Annotated in this window: 18 protein-coding genes and 1 tRNA gene; 16 read left to right on the top strand and 3 right to left on the bottom strand. The window is 53.0% G+C overall.

Going from position 1 to position 18,873, the window contains the following annotated elements; all coding sequences use genetic code 11:
- The first annotated feature begins 16 nt into the window (after positions 1-16).
- The 5 genes from queE (at position 17) to CXIVA_RS12265 (ending at position 3,273) form a co-directional block, all read left to right on the top strand.
- Positions 17-694: a putative 7-carboxy-7-deazaguanine synthase QueE gene (gene queE / locus CXIVA_RS12285; protein ID WP_013978366.1), complete on the top strand. Its 678-nt coding sequence runs from the start codon at positions 17-19 to the stop codon at positions 692-694.
- A 3-nt stretch (positions 695-697) separates the two neighbouring features.
- Complete coding sequence (gene folE, locus CXIVA_RS12280; protein WP_013978365.1) at positions 698-1,282, top strand: GTP cyclohydrolase I FolE; 585 nt, start codon at positions 698-700, stop codon at positions 1,280-1,282.
- A gap of 118 nt (positions 1,283-1,400) precedes the next feature.
- Positions 1,401-2,081, top strand: a complete 681-nt coding sequence (gene queC, locus CXIVA_RS12275) for a 7-cyano-7-deazaguanine synthase QueC (RefSeq protein WP_013978364.1) — start codon at positions 1,401-1,403, stop codon at positions 2,079-2,081.
- 138 nt (positions 2,082-2,219) lie between these two features.
- Positions 2,220-2,711 carry a preQ(1) synthase gene (gene queF, locus CXIVA_RS12270; RefSeq protein ID WP_013978363.1) on the top strand — a complete coding sequence of 164 codons (492 nt, stop codon included), beginning with the start codon at positions 2,220-2,222 and terminating at the stop codon, positions 2,709-2,711.
- Between the two features lie 22 nt (positions 2,712-2,733).
- The gene (locus CXIVA_RS12265; RefSeq protein ID WP_013978362.1) at positions 2,734-3,273 is read left to right on the top strand and encodes an NUDIX hydrolase; all 540 of its coding nucleotides are present in this window, start codon (positions 2,734-2,736) and stop codon (positions 3,271-3,273) included.
- Here the strand turns inward: CXIVA_RS12265 and CXIVA_RS12260 are convergent.
- Positions 3,270-4,298, bottom strand: a complete 1,029-nt coding sequence (locus tag CXIVA_RS12260) for a 3-deoxy-7-phosphoheptulonate synthase (protein ID WP_013978361.1) — start codon at positions 4,296-4,298, stop codon at positions 3,270-3,272. The genes CXIVA_RS12265 and CXIVA_RS12260 overlap by 4 nt on opposite strands.
- Positions 4,299-4,319: 21 nt before the next feature.
- The gene (locus CXIVA_RS12255; protein WP_013978360.1) at positions 4,320-5,189 is read right to left on the bottom strand and encodes a shikimate dehydrogenase; all 870 of its coding nucleotides are present in this window, start codon (positions 5,187-5,189) and stop codon (positions 4,320-4,322) included.
- A 198-nt stretch (positions 5,190-5,387) separates the two neighbouring features.
- Here CXIVA_RS12255 and aroD point away from each other — a divergent pair, with 198 nt between their 5' ends.
- Together aroD and CXIVA_RS12245 are read left to right on the top strand one after the other, a co-directional pair.
- Complete coding sequence (aroD, locus tag CXIVA_RS12250) at positions 5,388-6,164, top strand: type I 3-dehydroquinate dehydratase (RefSeq protein WP_013978359.1); 777 nt, start codon at positions 5,388-5,390, stop codon at positions 6,162-6,164.
- Positions 6,161-6,688 (top strand): shikimate kinase, encoded by a 528-nt coding sequence (locus CXIVA_RS12245; protein ID WP_013978358.1) that lies wholly within the window; start codon positions 6,161-6,163, stop codon positions 6,686-6,688. Before aroD ends, CXIVA_RS12245 begins: the two co-directional genes overlap by 4 nt.
- 150 nt (positions 6,689-6,838) lie before the next feature.
- Here the strand turns inward: CXIVA_RS12245 and CXIVA_RS12240 are convergent.
- Positions 6,839-6,910: transfer RNA gene (locus tag CXIVA_RS12240), tRNA-Arg, on the bottom strand.
- 255 nt (positions 6,911-7,165) lie between these two features.
- Here CXIVA_RS12240 and CXIVA_RS12235 point away from each other — a divergent pair.
- The 9 genes from CXIVA_RS12235 (at position 7,166) to xseB (ending at position 18,858) form a co-directional block, all read left to right on the top strand.
- On the top strand, positions 7,166-7,600 hold the full coding sequence (locus CXIVA_RS12235) for a hypothetical protein (protein WP_013978357.1): 435 nt from the start codon (positions 7,166-7,168) through the stop codon (positions 7,598-7,600).
- A 59-nt stretch (positions 7,601-7,659) separates the two neighbouring features.
- Positions 7,660-11,955, top strand: coding sequence for a Cna B-type domain-containing protein (locus CXIVA_RS13575; RefSeq protein ID WP_013978356.1), 4,296 nt, complete (start codon positions 7,660-7,662; stop codon positions 11,953-11,955).
- A gap of 131 nt (positions 11,956-12,086) precedes the next feature.
- Positions 12,087-13,433, top strand: a complete 1,347-nt coding sequence (locus CXIVA_RS12225; protein WP_013978355.1) for an SH3 domain-containing protein — start codon at positions 12,087-12,089, stop codon at positions 13,431-13,433.
- A 107-nt stretch (positions 13,434-13,540) separates the two neighbouring features.
- Entirely contained in the window at positions 13,541-14,380 is an 840-nt protein-coding gene (locus CXIVA_RS12220; protein WP_013978354.1) for a pseudouridine synthase, read from the top strand.
- Positions 14,367-16,370 carry an NAD-dependent DNA ligase LigA gene (gene ligA, locus CXIVA_RS12215; RefSeq protein WP_013978353.1) on the top strand — a complete coding sequence of 668 codons (2,004 nt, stop codon included), beginning with the start codon at positions 14,367-14,369 and terminating at the stop codon, positions 16,368-16,370. The genes CXIVA_RS12220 and ligA overlap by 14 nt, the downstream gene beginning before the upstream one ends.
- A 106-nt stretch (positions 16,371-16,476) precedes the next feature.
- Positions 16,477-16,854, top strand: coding sequence for an Asp23/Gls24 family envelope stress response protein (locus CXIVA_RS12210; protein WP_013978352.1), 378 nt, complete (start codon positions 16,477-16,479; stop codon positions 16,852-16,854).
- A 71-nt stretch (positions 16,855-16,925) separates the two neighbouring features.
- Positions 16,926-17,336 (top strand): transcription antitermination factor NusB, encoded by a 411-nt coding sequence (gene nusB / locus CXIVA_RS12205; RefSeq protein WP_013978351.1) that lies wholly within the window; start codon positions 16,926-16,928, stop codon positions 17,334-17,336.
- Positions 17,333-18,622 (top strand): exodeoxyribonuclease VII large subunit, encoded by a 1,290-nt coding sequence (gene xseA, locus CXIVA_RS12200; RefSeq protein ID WP_013978350.1) that lies wholly within the window; start codon positions 17,333-17,335, stop codon positions 18,620-18,622. Before nusB ends, xseA begins: the two co-directional genes overlap by 4 nt.
- Positions 18,619-18,858, top strand: coding sequence for an exodeoxyribonuclease VII small subunit (xseB, locus tag CXIVA_RS12195; RefSeq protein WP_013978349.1), 240 nt, complete (start codon positions 18,619-18,621; stop codon positions 18,856-18,858). The genes xseA and xseB overlap by 4 nt, the downstream gene beginning before the upstream one ends.
- The last annotated feature ends 15 nt before the right edge of the window (positions 18,859-18,873 follow it).

Raw genomic sequence — 18,873 nt, 5'->3', positions numbered from 1 at the left:
AAGAAGGAGCGGCAGAATGGAAGAAACGTATTACTATCAAGTGGCAGAGCTGTTTACCAGCATTAACGGGGAAGGCGTCCGGGCCGGCCAGCTGGCACAGTTTCTGCGATTTGCAGGCTGTAATATTGCCTGCAGCTACTGCGATACCGCATGGGCAAATCAGCCGGATACTCCGGTGATCCGGATGAGTGACGCGGAAATCCTCGCCCAGGTGCGAAAGAGCGGCATAACGAATCTGACAGTTACCGGAGGTGAACCTTTAATCCAGCCAGGCATCATCCATCTGCTGGAGTATCTGGCCCGGACGGATCAGCTGCGGATTGAAGTGGAAACAAACGGAACCGCTGCGCTGCCGTCCTCCGAAGCCTGGGGAGAAAAAGTGACATTTACCATGGATTACAAATTGCCGGGAAGCGGCATGGAATCCTTCATGTGTATGGAAAATCTTACACGGGTCAGACCCTGCGATACCGTAAAATTTGTGGTTTCTGACCGGCAGGATCTGGATCGGGCCCGGGAAGTGATCCGTGCCTATGACCTGACGGTACGCTGTCACGTGTATCTGAGCCCTGTTTTCGGTTCGATTGATCCGGAAACCATCGTGGAATATATGAAAAAATATGAAATGAATAATGTAAACCTGCAGATTCAGATCCACAAAGTGATCTGGGATCCGGAGAAAAGAGGAGTATAGACAATGGCAATTGACCGGGAAGCAATAAAAATGCACATCAGAGGGCTGCTGGAAGCGCTCGGAGATGATCCGGACCGAGAAGGCCTGAAAGAGACACCTGACAGAGTGGCCCGTATGTATGAAGAAGTATTTGAAGGGATGAATTACACCAATCATGAGATTGCGGAGATGTTCAACAAGACATTTGAAGATAAGCTCAGTTTTTCAAAGAGCAGCAATGATCTGGTGATTATCCGTGACATCGATATCTTCAGTTACTGTGAACACCATATGGCCCTGATGTATGACATGAAAGTCACGGTGGCGTATCTGCCGAAAGACAGGGTGATCGGGCTGAGCAAAGTGGCCCGGATCGCGGATATGGTATCCAAACGTCTGCAGCTGCAGGAGCGCATCGGTACGGATATTGCGGAAATCATACAGGAAGTAACCGGATCCGAAGATGTGGCGGTACTGATCGACGGATGTCACAGCTGTATGACAGCCAGAGGGATCAAAAAGAGTACGGCCCGGACATCCACCAGCACCCTGCGGGGACGTTTTGAAACGGATCCGGCGCTTCAGATGCGTCTGTACGGGAACCGGTAAAACAGATCCCCGCCGCATTGGCGGACGGATCCGGTGGACGCGACTGTACGGAAACCGGTGAAGCAGCAGACCGTTTCGGACTGCGGCGGCAGTCCGCGGAATGGAAAGGAGAGAAAGAATGAAGGCGATGGTATTGTCCAGCGGCGGCGTGGACAGCACAACATGTCTGGCCATGGCAGTGGATGCCTATGGAAAGGAAAACGTAATTGCGCTGTCTGTTTCATACGGACAGAAGCATACAAAGGAACTGGAAGCATCGAAAAAGATAGCGGAATACTATGGGGTGGAGCACATTTACCAGAATCTGGAGAAGATTTTTGCATACAGTGACTGTTCGCTGCTGAGCCATTCCGATCAGGAAATTCCCAAGGAAAGTTACGCGCAGCAGCAGCAGGGAGCAGAAGGGAGACCCGTGTCCACCTATGTTCCGTTCCGCAACGGGCTGTTCCTTTCCAGTGCAGCAAGTGTGGCGCTGTCAAAAAACTGCGGGGAAATCTGGTACGGCGCCCATGCGGATGATGCGGCAGGCAGCGCATACCCGGACTGCAGCCTGGAATTCTATGAAGCCATGGACCGGGCCGTTTATGAGGGCAGCGGAAAACAGCTGAAAATAAAGGCCCCCTTTATCCGTATGCCGAAGGCAGAGGTGGTGAAGATCGGCCTGTCTCTGGAGGTGCCCTATGAACTGACCTGGAGCTGCTATGAAGGCGGGGAACGCCCCTGCGGCGTCTGCGGCACCTGCCGGGACCGGGCGCAGGCTTTTGCGGCGAACGGGGTGAAAGACCCGGCCCTTGACTGATGCTGCGGCAGAATGCACTGGTATGCATATATCGGTATGGAACGTATCGGTATGGAACGCAATGGAAAGCATCGGTGTGGAGTGCATCAGGATAGAATGCGGTAAAATATGAAAAAATGCGAAGGAGTATCGATCAGTATGAGCACTGAAAGAAAAGAAGAAGATCTGACCCTGCTGGGCGCGGCAGGGGTCAAATACCCGGAAGGTTATGATCCGGATATCCTGGAAACCTTTGAGAACCGTCACCCGGACAATGATTATTTTGTGAAATTCAACTGCCCGGAATTTACCAGCTTATGTCCGATTACCGGTCAGCCGGATTTTGCCACAATTACGATTTCCTACGTGCCGGGAAAACGGATGGTAGAGAGCAAATCCCTGAAATTATATTTGTTCAGCTACCGCAATCAGGGAGAATTTCATGAAGACTGTGTCAATCGGATCATGAAGGACTTAATCCGGGTGATGGATCCGAAGTATATTGAAGTCTGGGGCAAATTCCTGCCGAGAGGCGGACTGTCCATTGATCCCTACTGCAATTATGGGAAAAAAGGCACTCCCTGGGAGGCCGCGGCCACGGACCGCCTGATGCATCATGACATGTATCCGGAAAAGGTAGACAACCGGTAATCACAGGGAGAGCAGGACAGCGATGGAACAAATGAAACGGAAGGAACGCAGGCTGAAATACAGGGGCGCGATTGTGGATTTTTATGAAGATACCATGGAAGCGCCGGACGGCAAAAACACAGCCTGGGATTATATCGAACACAGAATGGGAGCGGCGGCAGTGCTGCCGGTGCTGCCGGATGGAAAAATTCTTCTGGTGCGTCAGCACAGAAACGCGCTGGATCGCGATACGCTGGAAATTCCGGCCGGCGCCAGAAACGGGCGGGAGGAAGATCCGAAGATCTGCGCCGCCCGGGAACTGGAAGAGGAAACCGGGTATCAGGCGGAGTCCCTGACGCCGCTGCTTACTGTGGCTACCACAGTGGCCTTCTGCAATGAGGTCATACCCGTTTATCTGGCAGAAGGACTGAAACACAGCAAAGAGCAGCATCTGGATGAGTTTGAGTTTATTCAGACCGAAACATGGACACTGCAGGCACTGAAGGAAAAGGTCCTGTCCGGTGAGATACAGGACTCCAAGACCGCTGCGGCGATTCTTGCCTACTACGCAAAAACACACTAGCAGTGTTCTGCCACATAATAAATCAGCTCTTTGGAATCCTCAAAACCAAGGCAGGGATCGGTGATGGATTTGCCGTAGATGTGTTCGCCGATTTTCTGATTTCCCGGTTCGATGTAGGACTCAATCATCAGGCCTTTGACCATGGTGCGGATGGCGGTGTTTTCCCGGCGGTTGTGCAGGACTTCTTTGGAAATACGCACCTGTTCCTGGTATTTTTTGCCGGAATTGTTGTGGTTGGTGTCAATGATGCAGGCGGGGTTTTTCAGATCCATGGCCTGATACATGCTGATTAAGCGGGTCAGATCCTCGTAGTGGTAGTTCGGGTTGCTTTCCCCCCGCTTGTTGACAGCGCCGCGAAGGATGACATGGGCCAGCGGATTGCCGTCGGTATCCACTTCCCATCCCCGGTGTACAAAATGGTGGGGATGCTGTGCGGCATAGACGGAGTTCAGCATAACACTGAAGTCGCCGCTGGTGGGGTTTTTCATGCCGCTTGGAATATTGAAGCCGCTGGTCGTCAGCCGGTGCTGCTGATCCTCCACAGAACGGGCGCCGATGGCCACGTAGGAGATCAGGTCATCCAGATAGTCCCAGTTTTCCGGATAGAGCATCTCGTCAGCACAGAAGAGACCGGTTTCTTCGATGGCACGCAGATGCAGTTTGCGCACAGCGATGAGACCGGCCAGCATATCCGGCGCGGCTTCCGGATCCGGCTGAGTGGCAATGCCCTTGTAGCCTTCTCCTGTGGTACGCGGTTTATTGGTATAGATACGGGGAATGATGATCAGCCGGTCCTTTGTTTCCTCCTGAATCGGAGCCAGACGGCTGATGTAGTCGCAGACGGAGTCTTCGTTGTCCGCGGAGCAGGGACCGATGATCATCAGGAATTTATCGGATTCGCCGCGGATCACGGCAGCGATTTCGGCGTCTCTTTTTCTTTTTGCCTCAATCAGTTCGGAAGAGACCGGATAACGGGATTTGATTTCTTCCGGTGTGGGCAGTTCATTTAAATACTTAAAACTCATGGGATTCTCCTTATGCAAGTGTCAGACAGTAAAATATTTCGCGCGGATATGCTCGACGGGCATCTGCCTGCCGGTCCAGCACTGGAAGGATGCGGCGCCCTGGAACAGAAGCATATACATGCCGTTGAACACTGAGCAGCCGGCGGCTTCCGCCATCTGATACAGTTTCGTGTGCTGGGGATTGTAGATAATGTCACATACAATCAGCCCCGGGCGCAGAAAAGAGGAATCCGGGATCAGGCAGCCCTCCGTATTGGGAGCCATGCCTACATTGGTCGCATTGGTAAGCAGATCGGATGCGGCAATGCAGCTGCGGAGATCTTCCGGATCTGTAATATCGTGAACGGTCACTTCGCAGGCGGTATGTTCCATGACTCTGGAAGCAAACGCCCTGGCGTGGGAAGCGAAGGGTTCCGCAGGCTGCTCGAAGATCGCGATGGATGATACGCCGTCTAAAGCAGCCTGGGCGCAGATCGCAGTGGACGCGCCGCCGCATCCGAGAATCGTCATGCGTTTGCCGGTGATTTCATAGCCGGCATCCCGCACAGCGTCCATAAAACCGATGCCGTCGGTGGTATGTCCGATCAGCCGGCCGTCTTCATTGATGACGGTATTGCAGGCACCGGCAATCTGCGCGGCAGGCGTCAGCTCGTCCGCCAGCTTCGCAACCGCCTGCTTATGGGGCATGGTGACATTAAACCCGCGAATGCCGATCTCTTTGAGCCCTCTGACTGCGTCTGCCAGATGCTCTCTGGAGACGTCAAAGGCCAGGTATACATAATCGAGGCCGAGGGTGCGAAAGGCTTCGTTGTGCATCTGAGGGGAAATGCTGTGGGCAACCGGGGTGCCAATCAGTCCGGTAAGCCTTGTTTTTCCGGTAATTTCTATCATGGTAATCGGTTTCCTTCTGTAAATCATAGCTGTGGATTGGTTCCCGCAGCTGTGTCTTTGACACAGGTGCTGTTCTATTATATACTGTTTCAGATAGGATTACCAGTCAATGATTCCCTCCTGACAGGCAGCGGATCCCCGCAGTCTGTGCCGGAGGAATCAGCAGATCAGACATCCGGGAGTACAGAAGAGAGAGATATGAATGGTTCATTTGAAGTAAGGGGGATCACCTTTGGAAGCGGAAAGCCGGTGATCTGTATCCCAATCGTGGAAAAAGATGCGGAAGGCATTCTGGAACAGGCGCGCAGGCTGGCGAAACTGCAGGTTTCCATGGTGGAATGGCGGGCAGACTGTTTTGCACAGCTGGCAGAAATGGACGCAGTGGAGACGGTGCTCAGGCAGCTGAGAGAGATCCTGAAGGATACCGTGCTTCTTTTTTCCATCCGCACCGTACATCAGGGCGGACATGCCGCCATCGATGAAAAGCTGATTATCCGTCTGAATGAGATGGCAGCTTCCGGGGGACTGGTGGATTTTGTGGATCTGGAGTTTTTTGAAGCGTCGAAACCCATCCGGGAAATTGCCCGTCTGAAAAAGAAGGGGGTCCGGGTTATCGCGTCCCATCACGACTTTGAGAAAACACCGGATGACCGGATTCTCCATATGCTGATGGACCAGATGTACAACGGCGGCGCGGATATAGCAAAGATAGCGGTTTATCCGAAGAGCCGGGAAGATGTGCTGCGTTTGATGAAGTTTACCGAGGATACCGGCCGGCAGTATCCGGAGCTGGTGGTGGTGACAATGGCCATGGGAAATCTCGGCGTGCTTTCGCGGATATCCGGAGAACTGACAGGATCGGCCATCACTTTCGGCACATGCGGAGCAGAATCCGCTCCGGGGCAGATCCCTTTTGAGGAACTGACGCAGATTCTGGATATTCTGCATTCCCGTATGGAGGAGAAACAGGCATGAACAGACATATTTTTCTGATTGGATTTATGGGAACCGGCAAAAGTACGGTGGCCCGGGAGCTGGCGCGGCTTTCAGGCACAGATGTCTGCGAGATGGACGAACAGATTGAAGCAGACAATGGGATGAGTATTAAAGAAATTTTCAGCCGATACGGCGAACCGCGGTTCCGGGAACTGGAGACAGAGATGTGCCGCAGATTTGCCGAACTCCCCCCCGCAGTTGTATCCTGCGGCGGCGGCGTGGCGATGCGGCCGGAAAATGTGGCCCTGCTGAAGGCGTCCGGAATAGTGGTTTTGCTGAAAGCGGCGCCGGAGACCGTATACGAACGGGTCAAAGACAGCGATACGAGGCCGCTTTTAAACGGGCAGATGCGGGTAGACGCAATACGTGATCTGATGGAGCAGCGCCGTGCCGCCTATGAATCAGCCTGTGATCTTGCTGTGGATACCGATGGAAAGACGCCGGAGGAGATCGCGCGGGAGATCCTGTCAGAGGCAGACGGGCAGCCAGCGAAAGATGCTTAAATTTATTTTCGAAATGTACAGCCGCGGGACAAGACGCATGGGTTTGCCTTGCGGCTGTTTTTCCACACATTTGCCACACATGAATGGCATAAAAAAATCAAAAGCCCCTGAAACCGTTGGGTTTCAAGGGCTTTTTGCAAAAAAACAGAATGCAACTGGCGGGAATCGAACCCACATCGCAGGAGTCGGAGTCCTGTGTTCTATCCGTTAGACTACAGTTGCGAAGCGCTGTCACATACAGCATGCATATCTTAGCACACTTAGCCAAACAAAGTAAAGACCTTTTGTGCAAAAAGTTAAAAAAATCGTACAATGTTGAAAAACAAGTATTTTTTGCGGGAGAAAGCCTGTCTATATAACTGTAATAGTAGTACAATGAAACGGGTTATTCTGTCTTTTTGTTTTTTAAGATGGGCAGAAAATATAACAGGTAGCAGATAAACAGCAGATATCCAGGAAGGGAGGACAGGATATCAAATGAGAAAGAAAGGGATTTTTAAGAAATTGTTCTGCATGCTTCTGGCAGCAGTCCTGATCTGTACATTGACGCCGCCGCTGACTGCAGCAGAGAAACCGGCCGCCGGGGAGCAGCAGACGATCCACAGGGAACAGCCGGCGGATGTTTCCGGGACAGAAGCGTCAGAGGCAGCGCGCAAAGAAACGGCCGCTGTGACTGAGGCAGGGAAAGCAGATCCCGCAGAAGAACCTGCGGACAGCACGCCGGCTGCCGCAGAAAAAAAAAGCAGAACGTATCGGAACCTTCTGCAAAGGCTGACGGGCAAAGAAAAGAGCAGCAGAATAAGCCGAAGCAGCAGACGGCAGAACAAAAGGCCGGGTCTGCAAAGACCAGAAGAAAGGCAGTACTGCAGAAGGCCCCGGGCGCAGACCGGGAAGCCGGAGCGGCGTCTGTAAATGGCAAGAAGTACGAAACCCTGCAGGCCGCCATTGACGCGGCAGAAGCCGGGGATACGGTGCTTCTTACGGCAGACCGTACAGAAAATGTCAAGATCGGAAAAGCCATCACGCTGGATCTGCAGGGGCATACGCTGAAAAAATCCGACGGGAATACACAGGAGCAGACCCTGCTGATTGAAGATGCTGGCGGTTCCGTGACGGTGAAAAACGGGACGGTTTCCGGCGGAAATACCAAATATATTTCCAGTGTCGGTGCAGTACAGATTACGGATACCTGCGTGGATTTTGAAGATCTGAATATTACCGGATGTACGGGAAACGGCTATGCAGTGGAAGTATCCGCCTATTCGGATCTGAGCGGAACCATTCATTTTACCAATGTGTCTGTCAGCGGAAATCAGACCAATGCAGTCCGGGGCGGAACAAAAAATGCGATTCTTTTTCAGAACTGCCGGTTTGACCGCAATACACCGGAACACCCGGGGATGCTGGTAACCCTTGGCGGTACAGGAGACAAAACATTTGATCATTGCAGCTTTCAGCACAACAGCAATGTCCAAGGCGTGACTGGTACAGCCGGAACCTATGCCGACTGTGTGATTCAGAATAATGCCACTACAGATTTCGGTGCGGTCTATGACAGCAGAGGGTGGAAGTATACCTTCGTCCGTACAGTTGTAAAAAAGAACAGCTGCGCTTCGAAATACGGAACCGCAGGTGTAGATGTGAAGAGCCTGGAACTTACGGACAGCGCCGTCTATGACAACATAAATTCCGCCGGCGGCCGCACGGATTTTGGAACTGCGCTGCAAAAAACGGATGTAACGGGTATGAAAGACCCTCTGGATCCCTCCAGAAGTTTCAGTGACTGTGGGATTGACGCAAACGGGACAGTGCGCAGGATTGTTCCGGTCTATGAAGCAGAAATCGGCAGTATCAAATACAAAACTCTGAAAGAGGCGCTTGCCGCGGCAAAAGACGGAGATACCATCCGCCTGATTCATACCACGGAAACCGGAGATACGCGGGAAGTGTCTGCAGATCAGCTCTGGATTACAAAACGGATTACCATCGATCTCAATGGAAGGAATATCAGTTCGGAAAGCGGATGGTCGTTCTGTCTCCACGGTGCGTCGGCAGATCTGACGCTGACAAACTCCGGGGAACAAGAAGTTTCCATTCAGGGTTCCCTGTACTGTGATGACAAAGACAGCCATCTGACCATCGGCGGCCGTATGCGTGTGAAGAACTGGATCTATCCCAGCGGGAATACGGTGATTGACGGTACCCATGATACGCTGAAACTGTATATGGATTCGAAGATAAACAGCGGAAAGAGCCTGCCGGTGACACTGGGGAAGGATTTTCGCTATACCGGTAAAGAAGACGGATTTCAGGTGCGGCTGGCGGAAACGGCGGATCTGAATGACCCTGACAAACCGGTTGAAGACATCGTCATCGCCCGTCATGCGGACAATACGCTGGCAGACATGGTAAAACTGTCTGCTGTCAAAAATCCCCTGGTGAGCGCGTCCGTGGAGAATGGGAACCTTGTGGTTCATAAGGATACGGCAGACAGGATTTATCTGAACGGAAAAGACGGAGATGATACCGGGGACGGCAGTACAAAAGAAACAGCGGTCAAAACCTTTGAACGGGCAAAAGCCCTGGCTGAGAGCCGGAAAAAGGCCATGATCCTGGTAACCGGTACGGTTGCAGTGGATCGCGAAGCGGTCTGGGAACTGGCGCATCCGGACCGGGTAACGCTGTACCGGGATCCGGAATTTTCCGGCCATTTGGTCAAGGTGGGAACACAGGGCAGCCTGACATTGAAAAATATTGTGCTGGATGGCAGCCGAAAAGTGGCAGATGCCGGAAAGAACAGTCTGATTTCTGTGAATGGCGGGAAGCTGACGCTGGAAAAAGGAGCGTATCTGCAGAACAACTGTCTCACCGACAGGACTGCTTATCCTCCGGCAGCCGGCGGCGCGATTTTCGCCGCAAACCATGCAGCGGTAACGATAGACGGCGGCACAGTCCGTGGAAACACGGCGGTCTGGGGCGGCGGAATCTTTCTCCAGGATTCCATACTGGATCTGAAGGATGGACAGATCGCGCAGAATCAGGCAGTTGGCAGCCGGGATGAAACAGCCTGCGGCGGCGGAATTGCCGCCTGGTACGCTTCCGATATCAATATCAGCGGAGGAACCATTGCGGACAACCAGTCGGAAGGCATCGGCGGCGGTCTGTCTCTGGGTGTATCCCGTGTGTTTCATGCTTCGCCGCAGCTGCATATGACCGGCGGGTCTTTCCGGGGAAATGTGGCAGAAACCTGCGGCGGCGGATTGTACGTGCAGGGCGGACAGCAGGAGGGATATTCCCGGGCATATGTCAGCGGAGGCAGTTTCCGGGACAATACCGCGAAAAACGGAGCCTTCGGCGGCGGCGGAATATACGTCAACGGCGGACATGATTTGTCGGGTTTTCATTCCGGGGAACTCTATCTGACCAATGCCATTATTACAGAGAATGATGCCGGTGAATCCGGCGGCGGCTACGCGGCATGCCCCACATCCCAAACAGTGGTGCGCCTGAAAAACGGTGCCGCGGTATATGGAAATAAGGCGAAGACCGGAAGAGAAGTGCATATCAATGCATCCGTAATCTGGCACGGAAAGTCTGCGCAGCCGGAATATGAACTGGCGGAATCCATGCTGGGAGGTGCTCCCTATCACTGGAAAGTCGATGATACTTCTGATAAAGAAAACGGCAGGGAACTGTCCCATGGGCGTCTGCACGGAAAGCTTGCGTCCGGGAAACTGAATCTGGCCAATGATGTATCGGAAGAAGGGATCGCTGCCGCAAAAGAGCTGGCTGCGGTGGAAATCATCGGGAATCATGCGGGAAAACGCGGCGGCGGAATCGGAACCAACGGAGATGTATATATCGGAACCGGCGGACAGATCGCGGTACATGTAAAGAAGATCTGGAAGGATAACGATAACGCCCGGGGCGCGCGCCCGAAATCGGTACGGGTCGGCCTGTATCGGCAGACAGAGGGAAGCAGCGGAGATCCGACTTATATCGGACATGAAATACTGCGTCCGGACGCGGAGGGCAAATGGGAAACCGAATTTTCCCGCCTGGCAGATGCTGATGCAAAGGGAAATTACTACGTATATACGGTCCGGGAACAGCTTGACGAGAAGGATTCGCTGGAATACCGGAGTGAAGTTCGGGGAAGTGTATCCGGGGCAGATGGAGTGATTTATCTGACGAATACCTATCAGGAAAAGGAGATCCAGGGCAAAAAGATCTGGAAGGACCAGGAGAACCGGGAAGGAATCCGTCCGGATCAGATCACGGTAAGACTGCTCAGCAACGGGACGGAAATCGCGAAAAAGACGGTAACCGCCGCGGATGGCTGGCGCTGGTCCTTTGGAAAACTCCCGCTGTACGAAAACGGAGAGAAAATCGATTATGTGGTAACGGAAGACGCGCTGCCGGATTATTCTTCGGAGAGAGACGGCGCGGATCTGATCAATCACTATACCCCGGGAGAAACCAGTGTAACGGTGACCAAGGCCTGGGAGGACAACGGCAACCAGGACGGCATCCGTCCGGATCACATTCTGGTGCAGCTGTACGCAGACGGAAAGCCGGTCGGAAAACCGGAGGAACTGAATGAAGCCGGCAAATGGAGCAGAACCTGGGACAAACTGAAACAAAAAGCCGGAAAACATATCATCCGGTATACCGTAACAGAAGTGAATGTACCGGAAGGCTATCAGTCTGAAATTACCGGAACAGCCGAAACCGGCTACCGGATTCGCAACCGGCATGTACCGGAAACGCGCAGGGTTTCTGTAACGAAAAAGTGGATGGATGATGGAAACCGGAAGGGAAAACGTCCGGATCATGTTACCATTCATCTTCTGGCGGACGGAAAAGATACCGGGAAAACACTGACGCTGAAGAAAGCTTCCGGATGGAAGGGCAGTTTTCAACAGCTGGAGAAGTACCGGGAAGGCAAGGAGGTATCTTATTCGATTTCTGAAACGAAAGTAAAAGAGTACAAGTCAAAGATCATCGGCAGCGCAGAGAAAGGGTTCATGGTAACCAATACGCTTGTGGAAAAGAAGCAGAAGGTGAAACATCAGGATTCCGACAAAAAGAACACCTCGGGAAAACACACCGGTAACACATCGGGAACCCGGAATAAAAATACATCGGGGACCCAGTCCGCAAGCAAGCCCAAAACCGGCGACACGAACCGGGCGGCGGGCTACCTGATCCTTCTGGGGGCCGCCCTTGGAGTCCTTGGAATCCTGCAAAAGAAAAGAAAGGCATGAAAGGTCAGCAGGAAAAATAATTTGACAGACTGCGGGAAAATATAGATAATGGTGTGAAAGCTTAAAAAGCAAGTTTACCAGTATCTGACAGATGCTGTAGGAATTATAGATTTACAAGGAGTGTGTAATTCATGACAGACAAAAAAGAACTGCAGTCTGACATCGATACGGCGCGGAACGGACAGGCCGCGGAAGAACCTTTGGCGGAACCGTCAGAGACTCCCGCGGAAACTGCCGGTCTGCGTGATACGGAAACCGGCCGGCACGCGGATGCGGAGCCTGTGTCAGGGGAAACCGCAGACGGGAATCCGGCGGCAGAAGATGCCGCGGATGCGGAGACGGACCGGGAAGACGATTTTACATTTATTGATACTGACAGCGTGAAAGACCGTTCCAAACTGGTTGCAGAGACAGAAGGATCGGAGGAACCCCGGGCGGAAGAGCTAAAGCATGCCAAAACGGCCCGGCGCAGAACGGATCATACCGAATACAGGATTCTGCGCCGCCGCAGGTTCCTGCGCCGGGGACTGCCGATCCTTATTGTGGCAGCGGCGGCAGCCTGCGTATGCGGCGTATTCGGCTGGAAAAAGTACAGTGCCTACCGTGCCGGACAGGAAAAAATCCAGCAGACGGAGCAAAAGAAACAGGAGCAGGAACAGGCGGCAAAGGATCTGGTGGATCAGAATATTACCGCAGTGGTAACGAATTACCTGAATACCTATGCTTCTGGTGACACCGCCACACTCGGGACTTACGCGGCGCCCTTAAGCGACAGTGAAAAGTCTTATATTTCCGCAGATACGCAGTATATTGACGGATATAAAGACGTAAGCTGTACAAAGAGCCGGGGAACTGCGGACAATCAGTATTTTGTCACTGCTGTATACAATATGGCGATGAAAAACGCGTCGACGGCGTATCCGGGATATTCCTACTTTGTCATCGAAAAGAATGACCAGGGCGCGTATATCATTAACAACCGCTACAGCCTTTACAATCGGAACTACCCGAATACAGAGATTGACCAGAACGTAAAGACGGCATTTGACAAGTACCTGGCCGACAATCAGAAAACGGTCTATGACGCGATCGCGAAAAAGCAGGGGGAAGCCACAGCCGCGGATCCCACATTAAAAGCCGCCATCGATGCCAAGAACAAGGTGGATCAGGCATGGCTTTCCGCTACCGGAAACGGAAAGAATCTGAGCGCCTGGAATACGGCTGCCGGCACAGCGCAGCAGAAACAGGAACAGGCAAAAAAAGTAAAACTGGTAAAAAAATATAAAACCGGCACAAAAGTCTACCCGATTGACAATATTGTCATCCGCAAGTCTCCTTCCAAAAAGGGGAAAGCGTTGGCAACCGCCTTCGCGAATGAGGGACTGTATCTGCTGGGACAGACAAAGAACGGATGGTTTTATATAAAAACCGGCAATGTCACAGGATATGTGAATTCTGATTATGTAGTTGGCAGATGATCGCAGAAAGCGGTCCGTATGTCATACAGGGCTGGCGTACTGCGGGCGGATTCTCCCGCTGCAGAGCGTCAGTCCTTTTTGCGCGGACCTGCGGAAAGGAGCGTTTGGTGGAAGAACAGGAAGGAATCAGGATCAACCGTTTCTTAAGTGAAGCGGGGGTCTGTTCCCGCAGAGCCGCCGACCGGGCCATCGACAGCGGTCAGGTGCGCATCAACGGGAATCCCGCAAAGAAAGGCACACGGGTGCGGCCCGGGGACCGGGTGGAATATCAGGGGCGTCCGGTGAGCCGGGAGGAGGAGCCGATCCTCCTGCTTTTGCATAAACCCAGGGGAATTGTATGTACTTCGGATCCTTCGGAGCCGGACAACATCATCAATTATCTGAATTATCCCAAACGGGTGTATACAGTGGGACGGCTGGATAAGGAATCCGAAGGCCTGATTTTGCTGACCAACCAGGGAGATCTGAGCAATAAAATGATGCGGGCAGGAAATTTCCACGAAAAAGAGTACGTGGTGACCGTGGACCGTCCAGTGGGTCAGGAGTTTCTGGACAGAATGGCTGCCGGTGTGTATTTGCCGGAGCTTCAGGTGAAAACCAGGCCCTGCCGGATCCGTCAGCTGGACAGATACCGGTTCCAGATTGTTCTGACCCAGGGCTACAATCGGCAGATCCGCCGCATGTGCGAGGTCTTTGGCAGAAAGGTGGAACGCCTGGTTCGGGTCCGGTTTATGAATTTTACCCTGAAAGGTTTGAAACCGGGGGCCTGGCGGCCGGCGACTCCGGAAGAATGGAAAACGATTCGGAAACTGACCCGGGATTCCAGTAATATTCCGGGAAAGTACCGAATTCCTGCTTCTGAAGGCCGCGTACTGCGTACAGCGTCCGAAGGGCAGACAGGAGTTTTGAAAGAATCCCCACAGGAGACAGAGGATGGAAAGAAGTAAAGCAGAAGCGCGGATCAGAGAACTGCGCGGAATCATAGAGCACCATATGGATCTGTACTATAATCAGGATGCGCCGGAAATCACTGATTTTGCGTACGACCGTCTGATGCAGCAGCTGAAGGCGCTGGAAAAGGAGTATCCCGATCTGGTTACACCGGATTCACCGACCCAGAAAGTCGGAGGCACTGTGAAAAGAGAAGCCGGGGTCACGGTGACGCACCGTGTGCCGATGCTCAGTATACAGGATGTGTTTTCCAAAGAAGAGGTGCATGCCTGGATGACAGAGGTGCTTGCGATGCATCCGGATGCCCGGTTTTCTGTGGAGGAAAAAATCGACGGCCTCAGCATGACGCTCCGATACGAAAATGGAAACCTGGCGCTGGCGGAAACCCGCGGCGACGGATTGGTGGGGGAGGATGTGACGTTAAACGCGAAGGCCATCCCGGATGTACCGCTTAAGATCCCGCTGACCGGTTATCTGGAAGTCCGCGGGGAAGTGTATATGTCCCATGAAAAGTTTGACGCGTTCAATGCGCAGCAGACGGAACTGGGGAAAAAACCGGCAGCCAATCCCCGCAACCTGGCGGCAGGAACCCTGCGTCAGCTGGATGCGGAGGTAACACGACAGCGCGGATTAAAACTGTTCCTGTTTAATGTGCAGGATGCTTCCGAAGAAAATCACAGCTTTCTGGTCCGCCACACCGAGGCGATGGACCAGCTGGAAACCCTGGGAATGAAAACGGTACGCCATACGCTCTGCAGCACGCCGGAGCAGGCACTGGAAGAGATTGACCGGATCGGGGAATCCAGGGGCACCCTGGATTATGATATTGACGGAGCGGTGGTGAAGATCGATCAGATTGCCTACCGCGGCGATTTTCCGGCCGGAAGCAAGTACTCGGCAGGGCATATTGCCTACAAATATCCGCCGGAGGAAAAAGAAGTTACCATCGAATCCATTGAAGTGGATGTGGGGCGTACGGGCAAACTGACCTTCCGGGCACTTTTCCGCGAGCCGGTCCGCCTGTGCGGAACCAGCGTGCAGCGCGCGACCCTCCACAATATTGACTACATCCACAGTCTCGGAATTGATGAAGGCTGCCGGGCCATCTGCCGGAAACAGGGAGAAATCATACCGGCGATTATCTCCGTTACACACAGTACAGGGACCGAATATCAGCCTCCGGCAGTCTGTCCGGTCTGCGGGCACACACTGGTCCGGGAGGCGGATACCGCGGATATTTACTGCGAAAACCCCTCCTGCCCGGCACAGCTGAAGCGGACGGTTGCCTATTTCGCCGGCAGGGATGCCATGGATATCAAGTCCTTCGGACAGACGTATGTCAATACCCTGACGGACCTGGGCTACCTGACCAGTTACGCGGATATTTATCATCTGAAAGATCACAGAGAGGAACTGATTGACCGGGGCATTATGGGCAGGGAAAAAAATACAGACAAAATTCTTGCGGCCATCGAAGCCTCCAAACAGAATGACGCGGCACGTCTTCTGACCGGGCTGGCGATCCGAAATGTGGGGCGTACCTCTGCCCGGGAAATTATGAAGCATTTTCCGGATATCCGGGCGCTGTCAGAAGCTTCTGTGGAGGAACTGACCATGATTCCGGATGTGGGGCAGATCACGGCACAGGCAATCTATGATTTCTTTCATGAAAAGGACAATCTGCAGATACTCCGGGACCTGGAGGAATCCGGCGTAAATATGCAGTCTGAGCAGCATGTCGCGGCAGCAGATGAACTGGAAGGTCTGACGATTGTAGTGACAGGTACCCTGCCGACCCTGGGACGGAAAGAGGCACAGCAGCTGATTGAGGCCCATGGGGGCCGATGCACCGGATCTGTGAGTAAAAAAACAGATTATCTGCTTGCCGGCGAGGCAGCCGGATCCAAACTGGAGAAGGCAAAGAGCCTTGGTGTGCCGATTATAAACGAGCAGGAGTTTCTGGAGATGATCCGAAAGCCCCGGTGACCGGCGGCAGACCGGGAAAAACAGTTTTCAAACAGAGTAATTTTTGATATACTTTAGTTCATGAGAACAGAAGAAAATGGCCTGTGTGCATGTTAAGGAGAGTATTATGGCAGAAGACAGAAGAGGCTTTATTATAAAAAGTGATGAATCCGGCAAGGTGCAGATCGCGGACGAGGTAGTGGCTATTATCGCCGGACTGGCGGCAACAGAGGTGGATGGCGTAACATCCATGGTAGGCAATATTACCAACGAGATCATCAGCCGGCTGGGAATGAAGAACCTCTCAAAGGGCGTGCGTGTGGAACGGCAGGAGGAGTCCGTGGCTGTCATGCTTGCGCTGAATATCGCCTACGGATATTCCATTCCGGATGTAACCGTTAATGTACAGAACAAAGTGAAGGCGTCCATCGAGACGATGACCGGCCTGCATGTATCCGCTGTCAATATCCGTATTGCAGATGTGGATATGAAGGCAGAGGCATAGAGGCAGAGCGGCTGATCAGCGCCGGCGGAGTCCGGCAGCTGATCTTTCTGCCGCAGGGATTAAGGAGTGTTATGACCAGAAGAGAGATCAGAGAAGAGATCTTCAAGATTCTTTTCAGTTTGGATTTTTATGAAAAAGACAGCCAGGAGGAGCAGATCAGGCTTGCGCTGGCGGAACTGCAGTCCGGAGAAGAAAAAAAAGTTCCGGAAAAAGACTATCAATATATTCACGACAAGGTACTGGATATTCTGCACAGCTGTCAGAGTATCGATCAGAAGATTAACGAATCTGCAGACAAGTGGAAGACTTCACGTATCGGAAAAGCGGAGCTGACGATTCTCCGTCTGGCGGTATATGAGATTTTTCAGGAAGACAGTATCTCAACGGCGATTGCTATCAATGAGGCAGTGGAACTGGCCAAGAAATATGGCGATGACAACGCGCCGAAATTTGTCAATGGTCTGCTGGCAAAGGTATTATGACAAAAAACATTTATTCTGTCGGACAGATCAATTCCTATATCAAGAATATGTTTGCGCAGGATTTTATGCTGCGAAGAATCTATGTCCGGGGTGAAGTGTCGAACTGCAGGTACCATTCTTCCGGACATATTTATTTTTCCTTAAAAGACAGTGACGGCGTAATCGCGGCAGTCATGTTTTCGGGAAACCGGGCCAAAGGTCTTACGTTCCGCATGAAAGACGGGGACCGGGTGATTGTCCGGGGAGGCATCCGCGTTTATGAACGCGCCGGTGTCTATCAGCTGTACGCAGAGGAAATCGAACCGGCCGGCGCGGGAGAACTGTACCGCAGATTTGAGGCACTGAAGCGGGAACTTGCCGAAATGGGCATGTTTGCTCCGGAATACAAAAAACAGATTCCGCCCTTTCTGAAGACGATCGGTGTGGTTACGGCGGCTACAGGAGCCGCGATCCGGGATATTCAGAACATTTCCCACCGCAGAAACCCATGTGTCCAGCTGATTCTGTATCCGGCGCAGGTGCAGGGAGACGGGGCAGCGGCTTCGATTATCCAGGGAATTCATGCACTGGAAGCAACCGGGGTCGATGTGATGATTGTCGGCCGGGGCGGCGGATCCATGGAGGATCTGTGGGCCTTTAATGAAGAGGCCGTGGCCCGGGCGATTTTCGAATGTTCCGTTCCGGTCATTTCTGCAGTGGGACATGAAACAGATACAACAATTGCGGACTTTGTGGCGGACCTGCGTGCCCCGACACCTTCAGCGGCGGCAGAGCTGGCAGTCTGGGACATCCGGGAAGCCAGTGACAGGCTGGAACATATCTCCCGGTCCCTGCAGCAGCGGATGCGCCATCGGCTGGATTTTTTCCGTGAGACACTGAAACAGAGGGCCGCAGCCATCGCTGCCTTCAGCCCGCAGTACCGGCTGGAAAGCAGCCGTCAGCGTGTGGATGAATACACGGACCGTCTGCGGGAGCGAATGGAACACAGCCTGTCTGTCTGCCGGTTCCGGCTGACACACCTGGCAGAACAGCTGCCGGCGGCCATGGAACAGAAGTACACCGCCCGAAGGCATGCGCTGTCTCTTTACGCGTCCCGTCTGGAGGGGCTTTCGCCGCTGCGCAAGCTGTCGGGCGGCTATGCGTTTTTGAGCGATACCCAGGGAAGGCCGGTGCACAGCGTGGAACAGCTGACACAGGGAAGCCTTCTGACTGCGGATCTGGCAGATGGAAGAATCCTTGCGGAAGTGAAGGAAACAGAAAAACACGGGACAGGAGAAGCAGAATGAGTGAAGAAACAAACAAGACACCGGAACTGGAGGAACTGTTTGAACATCTGGATACAATAGTAAGGCGCATGCAGGAAGATCATGTCACTCTGGACGAGTCATTCCGGCTGTATGAGCAGGGAATGAAAGACATCCGCATCTGTACGGATCTTTTGAACGGCATAGAAAAGAAGATGTTGGTACTGTCCGGGGACGGCACCATGGAACCGCTGGATGCGGAAGAGGAGCAGAACTGATCTGCGGCACAGGAA

The sequence above is a fragment of the Clostridium sp. SY8519 genome, assembly GCF_000270305.1.
Taxonomy (GTDB): domain Bacteria; phylum Bacillota; class Clostridia; order Lachnospirales; family Lachnospiraceae; genus SY8519.
Note: the sequence above shows the minus strand (reverse complement) of the source record. Positions and strands in the feature narration are given on the sequence as shown.

What these genes read in the sequence shown, in the direction of transcription:
- queE (WP_013978366.1), top strand. Translation starts at nt 17, where the DNA reads ATGGAAGAAACGTATTACTATCAAGTGGCAGAGCTGTTTACCAGCATT.
- folE (WP_013978365.1), top strand. Translation starts at nt 698, where the DNA reads ATGGCAATTGACCGGGAAGCAATAAAAATGCACATCAGAGGGCTGCTG.
- queC (WP_013978364.1), top strand. Translation starts at nt 1,401, where the DNA reads ATGAAGGCGATGGTATTGTCCAGCGGCGGCGTGGACAGCACAACATGT.
- queF (WP_013978363.1), top strand. Translation starts at nt 2,220, where the DNA reads ATGAGCACTGAAAGAAAAGAAGAAGATCTGACCCTGCTGGGCGCGGCA.
- CXIVA_RS12265 (WP_013978362.1), top strand. Translation starts at nt 2,734, where the DNA reads ATGGAACAAATGAAACGGAAGGAACGCAGGCTGAAATACAGGGGCGCG.
- CXIVA_RS12260 (WP_013978361.1), bottom strand. Translation starts at nt 4,298, where the DNA reads ATGAGTTTTAAGTATTTAAATGAACTGCCCACACCGGAAGAAATCAAA.
- CXIVA_RS12255 (WP_013978360.1), bottom strand. Translation starts at nt 5,189, where the DNA reads ATGATAGAAATTACCGGAAAAACAAGGCTTACCGGACTGATTGGCACC.
- aroD (WP_013978359.1), top strand. Translation starts at nt 5,388, where the DNA reads ATGAATGGTTCATTTGAAGTAAGGGGGATCACCTTTGGAAGCGGAAAG.
- CXIVA_RS12245 (WP_013978358.1), top strand. Translation starts at nt 6,161, where the DNA reads ATGAACAGACATATTTTTCTGATTGGATTTATGGGAACCGGCAAAAGT.
- CXIVA_RS12235 (WP_013978357.1), top strand. Translation starts at nt 7,166, where the DNA reads ATGAGAAAGAAAGGGATTTTTAAGAAATTGTTCTGCATGCTTCTGGCA.
- CXIVA_RS12225 (WP_013978355.1), top strand. Translation starts at nt 12,087, where the DNA reads ATGACAGACAAAAAAGAACTGCAGTCTGACATCGATACGGCGCGGAAC.
- ligA (WP_013978353.1), top strand. Translation starts at nt 14,367, where the DNA reads ATGGAAAGAAGTAAAGCAGAAGCGCGGATCAGAGAACTGCGCGGAATC.
- CXIVA_RS12210 (WP_013978352.1), top strand. Translation starts at nt 16,477, where the DNA reads ATGGCAGAAGACAGAAGAGGCTTTATTATAAAAAGTGATGAATCCGGC.
- nusB (WP_013978351.1), top strand. Translation starts at nt 16,926, where the DNA reads ATGACCAGAAGAGAGATCAGAGAAGAGATCTTCAAGATTCTTTTCAGT.
- xseA (WP_013978350.1), top strand. Translation starts at nt 17,333, where the DNA reads ATGACAAAAAACATTTATTCTGTCGGACAGATCAATTCCTATATCAAG.
- xseB (WP_013978349.1), top strand. Translation starts at nt 18,619, where the DNA reads ATGAGTGAAGAAACAAACAAGACACCGGAACTGGAGGAACTGTTTGAA.